Source organism: Plectonema cf. radiosum LEGE 06105 (assembly GCF_015207665.1).
Classification (GTDB): Bacteria; Cyanobacteriota; Cyanobacteriia; order Cyanobacteriales; family Nostocaceae; genus Rivularia; species Rivularia radiosa_A.
The window spans coordinates 1-13,766 of sequence record NZ_JADEWL010000163.1 but is presented as its reverse complement, the minus strand read 5'-3'; the positions used below and the strand labels follow the sequence as shown (position 1 = coordinate 13,766).

Genomic DNA, 13,766 nt, shown 5'->3' with positions numbered 1-13,766 from the left:
GAACCCTATACCCCATTCCCCATACTAACAATCCCCGACCATTGGACTTTTCCTTGTTTCGCACGACGGTGGGAGAAGAAGTTTTCTGGGTTTTGGTAGGTACAGTAAGGTGCTAAGGAAATTTGTTCGGGACTGATTCCGAGTTGTTCCATTTGTAACGCGCTTACTTGTCGCACGTCTATGCGGACTTTTCCGGGTTCTGAGTCGGGAAATAAAGGAGAATTATCTAATTCTTGTAAAGCATTGATAATTGTTTTTTCGTCTTCTTCTGGTATAAGAGTTGAAGCTAGTTGAACTGCAACATCTTCGGAAACTTGGTAAACTTCTCCTGAAATCGCCGGTCCCATGGCAATTCGTAAATCTTGGAGTTTGCTTCCTTGAGACTGCATTCGGGAGATAGCTTGAGGAATGATTTTTTTTGCCGTACCGCGCCATCCTGCATGAATTGCTGCAACAAGTCCAGTTTTAACATCCCCAATTAATGCGGGGGTACAGTCCGCACTTGCTGTCCACACGGCTTGCAAAGGCTGTTCACCAATCAAACCATCTGCTTTTGCTAAGATTGTGTCTCCTACCTGCTCTACTTCATCACCACCTAGACTGAGTTTGTGTTCAATTTCCCGTGGGGTGAGAACCTCATTGCCATGTACTTGCTTAAGACGATAAACTGATGCTTCTTGGTGAAGTATCTTGGTCATATCTTCAAGACTATGAGACGAGAACTGTTGGGTGAAAAAGCCATGGGCAAATTGGGAGAGCAGACTGCAACTCAAATAAGGCAATTCCTGCCAACTGTGCCAGTGCCAAGTATGCATATTAGTTTACCTTTTTAGTTTTAGTTTTAATAAAAATCAATTTCGTCAATTCATGCTAACTTGAATAAGCTAATTTCGGTTATGTGCTGTGGTATTAAATAAGCAAAAGCTGAAAGCTGAACTTTTGACAGAAGGTGAAAATACTTGTTTACCTTTTGACTTGCATATTTTTGAAAGTGTCGCTTCAACAAACAAAACTTTATGGGAATTGCTGGCTCAAGAACCCTCCTGCGTTGGTGATGACGAGTTTCCCCCGATTAAAACAACTCACAGTGATTCACGATATGTAGTAATCGCAGCAGAACAAACTGCCGGACGCGGACAATGGGGTCATAAGTGGGTATCTTCACGGGGTGGTTTGTATCTTTCTTACGGTTTTGCTCCTAAATTAGATATAAATTCAGGCTATCAATTAACTTTAGCTTCTGCTTGGGGGATTGCCGAACAATTGAGAAAGTATGGTGTTGATGTTGAAATTAAGTGGCTTAACGATCTAGTTTTAAATGGTCGTAAATTAGGCGGAATTTTAACTGAAACTAAAGTCCGTACTAGTAAAATTACTCAAGCAGTAATTGGGGTTGGAATTAATTGGACAAATCCGGTTCCTTCTACAGGGGTTAATTTGGATTCTTGGAATAACCAAGGAAATCCAAGCAAAATTTCTTGCTTAGAAAAATTAGCTGCTGTGGTTTTGCTGGGAATAGATTCCGGTATACAGTGTTTAGAACAAGAAGGAGTCAATATATTATTGTCTCGCTATACCAAATTGCTTTCTAATTTGGGCGACATAGTTAATGTTAATGATGATTTTTCCGGAACTGTAGTTGGCGTTACTTCTACAGGAAATCTTCATCTTCGTAGATCAACGGACGATACTTTTTCTGTAAAACCATCATCCGTTTTCCTCCAGCCCGGTACAATCAGTTTAGGCTACCGTAATTCTTCGGATTGATTGGCCTGTTGTTGCCCCAAACTTAAAATTGAGACAATAACTTACTGAAGTTATCTGTAAGTCATAATTACACAAGAGATTATTTAGAAAACAATGACGCAGCGCAAAAACTCTGCCCATAACCATCCGCAATCATCATGGCAGCGCTCGCTACCAGCGCAAAGCCTTTGTTGGCTTGGCAGCTTTAGCTTACTGAGCAGCGGCTTTGTAGTTGCCCAAACAACTTCAGGAATAGACAATATTGTTCCTACTGAAACATCCTCGCAAGCAACGAGCGGTGAAAAAGCCACACAAAATAAACCTATTCTCATCAGTGACGCTCCTACACCAGAGCCACCCCAGTCTAAAGTAGAATTTTCCGAACGTCGAGCTAGGCTTAAACAAAGATTATCGGTAAAAAAAGATAATCAAGAAAAAACAAGCACTTTAAGAACTAAATTAAAACGTCCTTCTACTACAAATCCTGTAGTCGTCAGGGAGAGAAAATCAGTACCGACTTCACCTTCTAGTGTAGTTATTCAGACAAAACCTCAATCAAAGCCCACAGCGTCAAAAACTCCGATTGATTCTCCTCGGAAAACTCGAACAATTCCTCCTAGAAATACTTCTGTGAGTGAATCAAAGAAAGATTACAATAACGCTTTAATTGATCCGACTAATTACGGTAAAAAGTATCAAGCACCCAATTCCGTAGTAGTTACAGGACGTAAGAGTGGTTGTCAATCGGTTGCTAGCGGACAAGGAATTTCCGGTAATTGTGCGGCTTCTTCAAGTCAGTCCCAAGCGAGTTCGAGAAAAACTCCCGCGAAGAAATCAACACCTAGTTGGTTGAGAGAAAGTCAAAATGCTTCAGTAGGGATGGTTACAGCACCTGCAAAAGTCAAAAAAACAGCATCATCTCCGACTCAAGTTAGTTCTAGGGAAGTAACTAAAACTGTATTGCCGAATAAATCGGTTAATACCTATCGTCCTAGTCAAACTATTAAGCGTGTTGCTTCAATTACACCTAATATAGTTAAAAATGCGGTTAGAACTGCTGCTCCCGTTGCTCCGATTAACAGATCGGTAAGCCGAGTTGCTTCTCGTAGTCCCAAACAAGCTTACAGTTCCAATCGCTTTATTCCAGCACCCAGCAGCTTTACTCCCCAGACTACAGTTAGCCAACAAGCCATTGCTCCTAGTGGTGGAATGTTGAGTGCACCAATCACAGCTAACAATACCGCACCTCGTCCTAGTGCTGTAGCTTATAACATTCCCCTAGCATCTTCATTACCAAAAGTTGCTTATAGCGGCAGCCCTTATGGTGGTGTTTATAGCTCTAATTACAATGCTAATGGATTAGTATTTCCTCTTTCCGTACCTTCGGCAATCAGTTCAGTATTTGGTTGGAGACAACATCCATTAACTGGCGATCGCCGTTTCCATTCGGGTATAGATTTAGCTGCGGCAACTGGAACCCCGGTTTTAGCGGCTGATTCAGGACAAGTAGAAATTGCCGATTGGGTAGGGGGTTACGGTATAACCGTTGTGTTAAATCATAACAGCGCCCAGCAAACACTCTACGGTCATATGTCTGAACTATTTGTCCGTCCGGGTCAATGGGTAGAACGAGGAACGGTTATCGGGCGCGTAGGTAGTACTGGTAATTCTACGGGGCCTCACCTACATTTTGAAACCCGTCAATTGACCCCCAACGGTTGGGTGGCAACAAATCCAGGAGCGCAGTTACAGTATGCACTTAATCAGTTCTTACAAACTTTACAGACAGCCCAAGTTGTTGAAGAGTAGGTAATGGGTGATGGGTAATGGGTGATGGGTGATGGGTGATGGGGTGATGGGGTGATGGGGTGATGGGTGATGGGTGATGGATGATGGGGAACCGCGAGCAATAAATTTACCAATTCCCAATTACCAATTACCAATTCCCAATTCCCAATTCCCAATTCTCAATTCTCAATTACCAATTACCAATTACCAATTACCAATTACCAATTACCAATTCCCCTCTTAGAAATACCCATGTTCAGCTAAGAACGTGGGTGTAATTTCATTTTGGGCAGGTTGAGATGAAACTGAATTATTTTCCTTGCCAGAATAAATAAATTTCTCTACGTATTTACCGAGGATGTCACCTTCTAAATTTACCAAACTACCCGGAATTAAATCGCGAAGATTTGTTTCAGCATAGGTTACTGGGATCACAGCTACTTTAAACTGGGAAATCTCTGGATCGTAATCAGCTACAGTAAGGCTGATACCATTGATAGCAATACTTCCTTTGGGGACTATATAGCGGTCAATGGTTGATGGCGCTTTAAAGGTCATTTCCCAAGAAGTCGCTGTTTGTTCGGAACAGATCAACTTACCTATCCCGTCAACGTGTCCCATGACAAAATGGCCGCCTATTTTACTACCAACTCTTAAAGAAGTTTCTAGATTGACGTAGCGTTGTTGAGTTGCCAATTCTCCCAGAGTTGTGCGACTTAAAGTTTCGGGGGAAGCAGTGGCAATAAAACCGTCTTTCAAGACATCTTCTACTGTTAAACAAACCCCATCTACTGCTACGCTATCACCATAAGCTAAGTCTTTCATAATTCCCGACCATGAAGAGGGAGTGCAAGTAATTTGCCAAGAATCTCCCCCAAGGGATCTCATCGTTCCGAATGCTTGAATTATTCCTGTAAACACGGTTTTTTTGTCCAACTAACTCTATATTTTGCTTATTTTCAACTTAAATTAACTAGTAATTCTGCCATATTCTTTCATAGGTAAGTATTATTTTTAACAGTGAAATGTATCGAGCTACAAACACATTTCAGCAAAGACAAGGCATACTGGGGTAAGTACATTATTCTAGAACTAATAAGGTTAGACTGGGAGCTGTTATTCACGACCCTAAAGGGAGTTTAATAGAAGCAATTATAGAAAATTAGAACTTATGTTGAAATTTTTTCCAACTTGCTTAGGCAAGAGTATTATTTGTTACCAATTTTGTCGAAGCGCTCAAAGGAATGTAGAGGCATAGTCGATGATTGAAATGAAAGTTGCTGGCATAGCGTTGGATGCAATTACTCGCAGTCCGATAGTACTTCTCAAAGATGCAACAGATCGCCGCGCTTTGCCAATTTATATTGGTCAAGAACAAGCGAGAGCTATTATGGCGGCACAGGAGAATCAAAAAGCTCCTAGACCGTTGACCCACGATTTGATTGTGAATATTCTAGAAGAGTGGAATATGGTTTTAGAAAAAGTGATTATCCACTCCTTGCAAAAAGACACCTTCTATGCATCTTTAATTTTAAAGCAAGGTGAGACCCAAAAAGAAATTGATGCTCGTCCGAGCGATGCGATCGCCGTTGCGTTGCGTACAAATACACCAATTTGGGTAATGGAAGAAGTCGTTGCGGATGCTTCAATTCCGGTGGATAGGGATGCCGATGAAGCAGAGCGAGAAGCTTTCCGGGAATTTGTATCTAATCTCCGTCCAGAAGATTTAATCAAGCGTTTTGGTGATAGTACTAGTAATAGCTAACAATTTTAGATTGGGGATTTTGGATTTTGGATTCGGGTTATGCTGCTATAAGTATTCTTCTCTAAACTTCCCACTAATTAATCTAAAATCTAAAATCTAAAATCTAAAATCCAAAATTAGAAAAATGCGATACCGACGCTTCGGGAAAACAAATCTACATTTATCAGTGTTTTCTTTGGGAACAATGCGCTATCTGGCTTCACTTGCTAATGCAAGATTAACTATTACTGAAGCGGTAGCACAAGGGATTAATCATATCGAAACTGCTAGTGGTTATGGCAAAAGTGAGGAGTATTTGGGTGAAGTACTTAAAACCCGATTGCCTGTGTCCCGCGATAAATTGTATATCACTAGCAAAATCCCACCCACAGGTGATGCTGATTCTATGCGTCGGTGCATCGACAAGTCTTTACAGCGATTACAGCTAGATTATCTTGATTGTTTGGCTATTCACGGCTTAAATACCTGGGAGCATCTAGATTGGGTGCGGGCTGAAAATGGCTGTATGCAAGGAATACGAGAAGCTGTTACTGATGGTAGAGTACGTCATGTCGGTTTCTCCACTCATGCACCCTTAGAAATAATTTTGGCGGCGATAAATACAGATTTTTTTGAATTTGTCAATCTGCATTATTACTATTTTTTTCAGCGTAATGCCGCTGCGGTTGAGTTAGCAGCAGAAAAAGACATGGGCATTTTTATTATTTCTCCTGCGGATAAAGGAGGAAGATTATATACGCCATCGGATAAATTAAAACAATTAACTCATCCGTTTTCTCCCTTAGAATTAAATTATCGTTTTTTACTCAGTGATAAGCGCGTCACAACATTGAGTGTCGGTGCTGCAACTCCTGAAGAATTGATCGAACCTTTAAAAGTTGCCGATAATGATGGAGAACTAAAATTAGCAGAAATTAGAGTATTTAAAAGATTAGAAAATCATCAAAATACAGTTTTAGATACTGAAAAATGCAGTCAGTGTTATGAATGTTTACCATGTCCCGAAAATATTAATATTCCCGAAGTATTACGACTGCGGAATTTAGCTGTAGCATACGAGATGACAGATTACGGAAAGTATCGTTACGGTATGTTTGAAAATGCCGGACATTGGTTTCCTGGAATGAAAGGTAGTCGGTGTACAGAATGTGGGGAATGTTTACCGAAGTGTCCATCCAAGTTAGATATTCCTGCTTTGTTGAAAGATACTCATGAAAGATTAAATGGCAAAGAAGGAAGAAGATTGTGGGAGTAAAAATCATTTTGGATTTTAGATTTTGGATTATTAGTTGTAGGGGAGGCTCTTAGGCGGTGTGGATATTCCTCCCGCATCTTAGATTAATTTTGTAATTATAATAAGAGTTTTAGCGTCACGCACCAACGAGAAATTTTTGATAGCTACCATTGCCGCAGCATATTACCTTAACATTGGTATTAGCATTGGCTATAAATTTTTGTAGCACGAAAATATGTTTAAAAATATCAAAATTGAAAATTTCCGTTGTTTTAAATCTTTTGAGCTTCAGCAGCTTGGTAGAATTAATTTGCTTGTTGGTGAAAATAATAGTGGTAAAACATCGATATTAGAAGCAGTTCAACTTCTATGTTCGCGGACTAATTTTGAACCACTCAGCAAGATAATGGCAAACCGCAGTGAATATGTTCGCGATGATGATGATGATAGTAGAGGAATTGGTTTACTTCTTGATGTGAAACACCTTTTTTATGGTCATGAAATTGAACCAGAAAGTCAATTCTCAATTTCTGGTATAAATGACAATGAAGAAGAGAAGATGACTGTTTCAATAAGAACTCGCGATTTGAATCCTCGAAACAATCATATTGGTGAAAGTAACCAAGAGTTTCCTGGTTTTGATGAATCTTTAATAGAACTTAGAGAACTCAATTTTAGTGTCATCTGGACTTACCAAGATAAACAAGAGATTTCGACATTACCTTTGTCAATTAATGGTGGTTTGGCTTTAATACGTACCCGGCAATATCGACAGAATCCGAATAAAAAAGTAGTCAGAACACAATTTGTGACATCTTCTTCTTTGAATTCAAAGCAGATGATTGAACTATTTGATGAAGTTGTTTTAACTCCTGAAGAGAAACTTATAACAGAAGCACTCCAGACAATTGAACCAAAAATTGAGCGAATTGCTTCAGTTACTTCTAATAAATTCAGAAATTCGGAACTAAAAACTGGCTTTGTTGTACTTCTTTCAGATAGTACTCAGCGCCTGCCAATAGGTAGTATGGGAGACGGAATGTGGCGTATACTTGGGCTTGCTTTAGCAATTGTATGTGCTAAAGATGGAGTATTATTTGTGGATGAAATTGATACTGGGCTTCACTTTACTGCCATGTCTGATATGTGGAAGTTAATTTGGAAAACAGCTAAAAGATTAAATGTGCAGGTTTTTGCTACTACACATAGTAGTGACTGTTGGACAAGTTTAGCAAGCATTGCTAGAGAAGAAGATGCTGCTGAAGATGGAATTACAATTCAACGTATAGAGAAGGATAAAAATACAGCAGTATCTTTTAATGAACGTGAAATTGTCATCGCCGCCGAAAGAGAAATTGAGGTGCGATAATTTTATGGCAAGGCAAAAGGAATATATAGCAAAAAAGCTTATAGTAGAAGGCGAACAAGATAAACGAGTTATACCATATTTTATTGAAGCTAAAGGAATTCCTTGGGGAGAAACAAGAAAAACAGCAATTGTTGATATTGAAGTTTATGGTGGCAATCAATTTATCGATTCAGATTTAATTTCCACTGAATTAAAAGCTTCTGGTTTGACGAATTTAGGACTAATGGTAGATGCAGATGATAACCCTTTAGGATGTTGGGATAGTATAAGAAATGCTTGCCTAAAAATTATGCCTGACTTTCCACAAGAATTACCCAATACAGGATTAATTCATAAAACGAATACTGGCATAAAATTTGGTGTCTGGATAATGCCGGATAATCAACAAAAAGGAATGTTAGAAACTTTCTTGGCATATATGGTTACAGATGAAAATGAGTCGATTTGGCAATACACTCAAGAAGTTGTTAAACAAGCAAAAAGTAAAGGTGCAGCATTCAAAGATTCTCATTTTGACAAAGCAAATATTTATACTTGGCTAGCTTGGCAAAACGAGCCTGGTAGACAGTTGCATCAAGCGATTAAAGAACGTATTTTAAATCCAAATCATCCGAAAGCAGAAATATTTTTTAATTGGTTTAAAGCTTTGTATGATTTATAGAAATTATTTCACTTTCATTTCCAATCATGCAAATAACCCAACAACGCTATTATACCCCCGAAGAATATCTGGAATTAGAAGCAACAGCTAATCATAAAAGCGAATATGTTGACGGAGAAATTATTCCGATGGCGGGTGCATCTACAAATCATAATCGTATAGCGGGTAATTTATATTCTGCTGCGAACTTTGCTTTTAGAAAAGAAAATTATGAAGTTTTTATCAGTGACGTGCGTTTGTGGATACCTAAACGACGAATTTACACTTATCCTGACGTAATGATTGTAGCTGGTGAAGCAGAGTATTATGATAACCGCACGGATACTATTTTAAATCCACAAGTAATTATAGAAGTTTTATCCAAATCTACTAAAGGTTATGACAAACAAGGTAAATTTGAAACTTATCGTACAATTGAATCTTTTCAAGAATATCTATTAATTGACCAAACTAAAATTCGTGTCGAGCAATATTCTAAAACTGGAAAGAAACGATGGGTGATGTGCGAATATGACGAGGAAGATGAGAATATTACCTTCAATAGCGTACCTTTTGAGATTTCGCTGCAAGATTTATATAACAAGGTTAAGTTTGAAGCGGTTGATTTGAAAAATGATGATGATACGGTTTAGTTATAAAGCGTATTTTTTCGATAATAATTTTAATGCGGATAACCATTCTGATTCCACAAGTTGGTTCAAATACTCTTGGACAATACTTGTTACTTATACTTAAACATTTTAATATTTCTGCCACTAAGGCAGGAGGGGTTTGAAAATCACCTAATTCAGCTTTCAAGTAAGTTTTCTACTCCTGTATTATTTATAATTTATACTACTGCTTAAAGTTATTTACTTATCGATGTTTTAGTTGAAGCTTACATCGCTTTAAAAGACTTTTGAAGGACAGTTCTTCAATTACTTGCTTTTTGCCTTTGAATACTTTAGTATTCAGTATTATGAAACATACATTTATTGATTTATTTGCAGGTGCAGGTGGGTTGTCTACGGGATTCCATATGGCTGGTTTCAAGTCTTTATGTGCCATTGATATAAATAGCAAGGCTTTAGCAACGTATCAGTATAACTATGCAGAAGCGCATATTATTCATCAAGATATCCAAGAAATTAATCCTTTAGAATTGCGCTTATCGCTTGGATTACAAAGAGAAGAACTTACAGCTTTGATAGGTGGCCCTCCTTGTCAAGGTTTTTCCCGTAATGTCACAGCCGCATATCGATATTTGAATGATCCCCGCAATCTTTTATATAAAACGTTTCTAGAGTATGTAAAAGAATTTAAACCTCTGTATGTTGTAATGGAAAATGTGCCTGAAATATTAAAGGCATATAATGGTGCAGTCAAAAATGATATACACGCGGGATTAGAGTCGATTGGATATAAAGTTACATCAGCATCTTTAAATGCCGCTGATTACGGCGTACCACAAAGTAGGTCAAGAGCTTTTTTTTGGCTAGTTTAGATAGTCAAACACCGTTGATTCCAGAAGCAACACATAAAGATTTTAAAGTTGATTTTCAACTACAATTGAGTATATTTGAAGCATCCCTTAATCCAATTACTACTGTTAGAGATGCAATCGGAGATTTACCTTCATTAGAAGCCGGTCAAGAGTATATTGATAAGTATTATCCTTATCCCGCGCAAAGCGATTACCAAGTTTTAATGCGTAAAGTTAGTAAGAAATTAACTAATCATGTTGCGCGTGCTTTAAGTCCAGTTCAGATGGCTAGAGCAAAGGTATTAAAAGAAGGAGAAGATGCTAGAAATTTACCACCAGAGTTAGCTCCAAAAAAGCACTATAGCGGTGCATATGGAAGATTATTTTGGGATAAACCTGCTAAAACAATTACTAAATGGGTTTTTCATCCTGGCTCTGGAAGATTTTTTCACCCTACTCAAAACAGAACTATTACAATCCGAGAAGCAGCAAGATTGCATTCCTATCCCGATAATTTTCACTTTTTAGGCTCATACACAAATATGGCTGCTCAAATTGGAGAATCTGTTCCTCCAATACTCGCAAAAGCTATAGCTGTATCCTTACTTAAAGAGAATCTTCTTCATCAGAAGAGTCTTGTTTAAATTGTTGCTCTAATGATGACAAAATAGTTTCTACGTATTTAGCAGGATTGAGGCGATATCTTTTAACATTTATACGAACTGCTTGTTCGGGAATGGTTCTAGCTCTGAAAAGTTGTTTTTGATTTTTATACCAGACTAATTCTATGTTTCCTGCAATACTTCCCTGTAAATCAGCACCTAATTTACCAGTATTTTTATTTGTTGTCCAATTCCAAGAAAAGGTATCTGTTTCTAATGGTTCTAAAGGAAATTCACAATAACGATATTCTATACCTTTGATGGTTTTCAACAGTATACCTTCGTAACTAGTTCTAACACCTTGTGCTGAACAACTAGTAATAATTTTTTCATTCCAATGTTTAATAATAGCCGCTCCGATTTCTTGGGGTGGAGATTTTTCCGTTAATCCAGGAAAACCAAGTGAATCTGCTTTTTTAATAACATCTGCTCTTTGAATTACAAATAAAAAAGAGCTTCCAACTAAAAGATTACTTTTTTGAAGCGACTTAAGCGACCAACCAATCCCATTTTCTCTATCAACAGCGTCATATAGAAGTTTACTGCGTCCTGATGCCGGATCTAACATCGGAAGACTTTTAACATAATGAAAAATAGCTTCCCATGCGTAATCTTCTATAGAGCCAATAACTGGAGATGCAATTGTAGCAATTATCCCTTGTTTTAATCTTTCAATTTCTTCATTTGTCAGCACTCAAAGCTTCCTCTACTCCTTTTAAAAATTCACTCATTGTCACTCCTAAAGCTCCTGTAATATGGTTAAGAACTCGTATCGAAGGACTTTTTAAACCGCGCTCAAGCTGGCTAATATAAGTTCTATGCAAACCTGTATTTTCTGCTAGATACTCCTGTGACCAACCTTTTTCTGAACGACGACGCTGTATTTCTCGCCCTAAATAGCTATCTAATTTTCCAGACTGCATAAGTCATAAATTAACGTGAATTCAATGACTAGCATAGAAGTCGGGTTTTTAGGATAAGTGTCCGTACTAACAGACAATAATTATAAAAACCCGACTTCTAACCCCGCTAAAAATCTTCAAGCCGCAATCGAAGGAATCAACATTGAACTCACGTTATATTAAATCTTTGAAGACAATAGTTATACAGACTAAAGTATTCAAACAGATATCTCTCTCCCCCTACTAGGACAACTAACTCTTTCCACATCCCCCACCACCAACGATACAATCACAATGGTGTTATCTGACTTCCCACAATCCGTTATGAAAAGTAACTCCCCACAAATACCCGAACTTCTCGCTCCTGCTGGTAATTGGGAATGCGCCCTTGCTGCTGTCGAAAATGGTGCGGATGCGATTTATTTTGGTTTGGATAAGTTCAACGCTAGAATGCGAGCGGAAAATTTCACCGAGGCTGATTTACCGGAATTAATCAAGTTTCTGCACCTCCGAGGAGTGAAGGGTTATGTTACTTTGAATACGCTGGTTTTCCCCCAAGAACTCAAGCAAGCACAGCGTTATATCAAGTCCATTATTGCCGCTGGAGTTGATGCAGTTATCGTTCAAGATGTCGGTATTTGTTGTCTTATTCGCCACATTTCACCAGACTTTCCTATCCATGCTTCTACACAGATGACGGTAACTAGTGCTGTTGGGGTGGAGTTTGCCAAACAACTTGGTTGTAATTTGGTGGTGTTAGCAAGGGAATGTTCCATTAAAGAAATTAATCAGATACAGCAGCAAACACAAACTTCCTTACCTTTAGAAGTGTTCGTTCACGGGGCTTTGTGCGTTGCTTATTCCGGACAATGCTTGACTAGTGAGGCTTTGGGAGGACGTTCGGCTAATCGTGGTGAATGCGCTCAAGCTTGTCGGATGACCTACGAGTTAATCGCAGATGGGGACACTGTAAATTTAGGCGATCGCCAATATCTGCTCAGTCCTCAAGACTTGTCGGGGTTGGAAGTTTTGCCGGATTTGGTTAAGTCTGGGGTGAGTTGTTTGAAAATTGAAGGACGATTAAAATCACCGGAGTATGTGGCAAATGTAACCAAGGTTTATCGGGAAGCGTTAGATAGGTTAAAGGTCAAAGGTCAAAGGTCAAAGGTTGAGGATTCGTCTCAAAATTCCAAGGAAAAATATAATCTAGAAATGGCTTTTTCACGGGGAATTTATACGGGATGGTTCAGTGGAATCAACAATCAAGAATTGGTTCATGCTCGGTTTGGTAAGAAGCGTGGAGTTTATTTGGGAAAAGTCAAAAGTATTAATAAAGAAAAAGTAACCATATGTAGAGACGTTATACATAACGTCTCCCCCCATCCGGTCTCCCCACCCAATGTCTCCCCCCATCCTGTTTCCGTCCCGATAAAACCCGGTGATGGTGTAGTGTTTGATTGCGGACACCCAGAAGCGAAGGAGGAAGGAGGTAGAATTTATGCGGTGGAAAATCAAGGTAAAGATGTTCTATTGACTTTTGGTAAGGGTAATGTAAATTGGCAACGAATTCATGTTGGTGATAAATTATGGAAAACTTCCGATCCGGAACTTGATAAGCAGTTACGGCAAAGCTTTGCAGGGGATAATCCAAAATTTCAGCGTCCGATTTCTGTAGAAGTGTATGGAGAATTAGGACAAAATTTAGTAGCTATTGCTCGCGACGAAATCGGTCATGTGGTGCAGATTGAATCTGAAATTGCACTGGTTGAAGCCCATACAAAACCCCTGACTACAGAACGCTTACAAGAACAATTCGGACGTTTAGGGAATACTCCTTTTTATTTACAGGACTTGACAAATTACATCAAAGGTGAATTGATGTTGCCGGTAAGCGAATTAAATAAAATGCGTCGGGAAATCGTAGCAAACTTAGAAGAATTGCGAAGTCAACCCAAGCGGTGGATAATTAATGAAAACGCTTCTCTAAAAAACTTACTTCCTGATTGTCATTCCTCTACTATTAATAAACCTCCAAATTTAATAGTTTTAGTTAGAAACATCAAGCAATTAGAAGCAGTACTAAAAACCGGAATAAAAACTATATACTGTGAATTTGAAGACCCCAGAAAATATCGCGAAGCAGTTAATAAAGTAAAAAATTATCCCCCCATCCCCCC

15 protein-coding genes are annotated in these 13,766 nt (G+C 38.6%); 11 read left to right on the top strand and 4 right to left on the bottom strand.

Annotation, left to right across the window (positions count from 1 at the left end):
* Window positions 1–5 precede the first annotated feature (5 nt).
* Window positions 6–815: a peptidoglycan editing factor PgeF gene (pgeF, locus tag IQ247_RS27825; RefSeq protein WP_193924937.1), complete on the bottom strand. Its 810-nt coding sequence runs from the start codon at window positions 813–815 to the stop codon at window positions 6–8.
* 88 nt (window positions 816–903) lie between these two features.
* Between pgeF and IQ247_RS27820 the strand changes: the two genes are divergently transcribed.
* The 3 genes from IQ247_RS27820 (at window position 904) to IQ247_RS27810 (ending at window position 3,778) form a co-directional block, all read left to right on the top strand.
* Window positions 904–1,767: a biotin--[acetyl-CoA-carboxylase] ligase gene (locus IQ247_RS27820; protein ID WP_193924936.1), complete on the top strand. Its 864-nt coding sequence runs from the start codon at window positions 904–906 to the stop codon at window positions 1,765–1,767.
* 93 nt (window positions 1,768–1,860) lie between these two features.
* Window positions 1,861–3,555, top strand: a complete 1,695-nt coding sequence (locus IQ247_RS27815; protein WP_193924935.1) for a M23 family metallopeptidase — start codon at window positions 1,861–1,863, stop codon at window positions 3,553–3,555.
* Window positions 3,556–3,631: 76 nt separating this feature from the next.
* Window positions 3,632–3,778 carry an alpha/beta hydrolase gene (locus IQ247_RS27810; protein WP_193924934.1) on the top strand — a complete coding sequence of 49 codons (147 nt, stop codon included), beginning with the start codon at window positions 3,632–3,634 and terminating at the stop codon, window positions 3,776–3,778.
* On the opposite strand, the gene IQ247_RS27805 is transcribed toward IQ247_RS27810, so the two are convergent.
* Entirely contained in the window at window positions 3,775–4,455 is a 681-nt protein-coding gene (locus IQ247_RS27805) for a riboflavin synthase (protein WP_193924933.1), read from the bottom strand. The two genes, IQ247_RS27810 and IQ247_RS27805, sit on opposite strands and share 4 nt — an antisense overlap.
* A gap of 340 nt (window positions 4,456–4,795) precedes the next feature.
* Here IQ247_RS27805 and IQ247_RS27800 point away from each other — a divergent pair, with 340 nt between their 5' ends.
* The 7 genes from IQ247_RS27800 to IQ247_RS32905 all read left to right on the top strand — a co-directional run bounded on the left by IQ247_RS27800 (window position 4,796) and on the right by IQ247_RS32905 (window position 10,669).
* Window positions 4,796–5,299: a bifunctional nuclease family protein gene (locus IQ247_RS27800; RefSeq protein ID WP_193924932.1), complete on the top strand. Its 504-nt coding sequence runs from the start codon at window positions 4,796–4,798 to the stop codon at window positions 5,297–5,299.
* Window positions 5,300–5,423: 124 nt separating this feature from the next.
* Window positions 5,424–6,554: an aldo/keto reductase gene (locus IQ247_RS27795; protein ID WP_193924930.1), complete on the top strand. Its 1,131-nt coding sequence runs from the start codon at window positions 5,424–5,426 to the stop codon at window positions 6,552–6,554.
* 214 nt (window positions 6,555–6,768) lie between these two features.
* Window positions 6,769–7,902 carry an AAA family ATPase gene (locus IQ247_RS27790; RefSeq protein WP_193924928.1) on the top strand — a complete coding sequence of 378 codons (1,134 nt, stop codon included), beginning with the start codon at window positions 6,769–6,771 and terminating at the stop codon, window positions 7,900–7,902.
* 4 nt (window positions 7,903–7,906) lie between these two features.
* Entirely contained in the window at window positions 7,907–8,563 is a 657-nt protein-coding gene (locus IQ247_RS27785; protein ID WP_193924927.1) for a DUF3226 domain-containing protein, read from the top strand.
* Window positions 8,564–8,589: 26 nt separating this feature from the next.
* Complete coding sequence (locus IQ247_RS27780; RefSeq protein ID WP_193924925.1) at window positions 8,590–9,195, top strand: Uma2 family endonuclease; 606 nt, start codon at window positions 8,590–8,592, stop codon at window positions 9,193–9,195.
* Between the two features lie 326 nt (window positions 9,196–9,521).
* The gene (locus IQ247_RS32910) at window positions 9,522–10,046 is read left to right on the top strand and encodes a DNA cytosine methyltransferase (RefSeq protein WP_228060100.1); all 525 of its coding nucleotides are present in this window, start codon (window positions 9,522–9,524) and stop codon (window positions 10,044–10,046) included.
* Window positions 10,034–10,669 (top strand): DNA cytosine methyltransferase, encoded by a 636-nt coding sequence (locus IQ247_RS32905; protein WP_228060099.1) that lies wholly within the window; start codon window positions 10,034–10,036, stop codon window positions 10,667–10,669. Before IQ247_RS32910 ends, IQ247_RS32905 begins: the two co-directional genes overlap by 13 nt.
* On the opposite strand, the gene IQ247_RS27770 is transcribed toward IQ247_RS32905, so the two are convergent.
* Window positions 10,632–11,381, bottom strand: a complete 750-nt coding sequence (locus IQ247_RS27770) for a hypothetical protein (RefSeq protein ID WP_193924923.1) — start codon at window positions 11,379–11,381, stop codon at window positions 10,632–10,634. The two genes, IQ247_RS32905 and IQ247_RS27770, sit on opposite strands and share 38 nt — an antisense overlap.
* On the bottom strand, window positions 11,368–11,610 hold the full coding sequence (locus tag IQ247_RS27765) for a helix-turn-helix domain-containing protein (protein WP_193924922.1): 243 nt from the start codon (window positions 11,608–11,610) through the stop codon (window positions 11,368–11,370). Before IQ247_RS27765 ends, IQ247_RS27770 begins: the two co-directional genes overlap by 14 nt.
* Window positions 11,611–11,913: 303 nt before the next feature.
* On the opposite strand from IQ247_RS27765, the gene IQ247_RS27760 reads away from it, so the two are divergent.
* Window positions 11,914–13,766, top strand: a 1,853-nt coding sequence (locus IQ247_RS27760; RefSeq protein WP_193924921.1) for a peptidase U32 family protein, incomplete at its 3' end; no start/stop codon positions are given.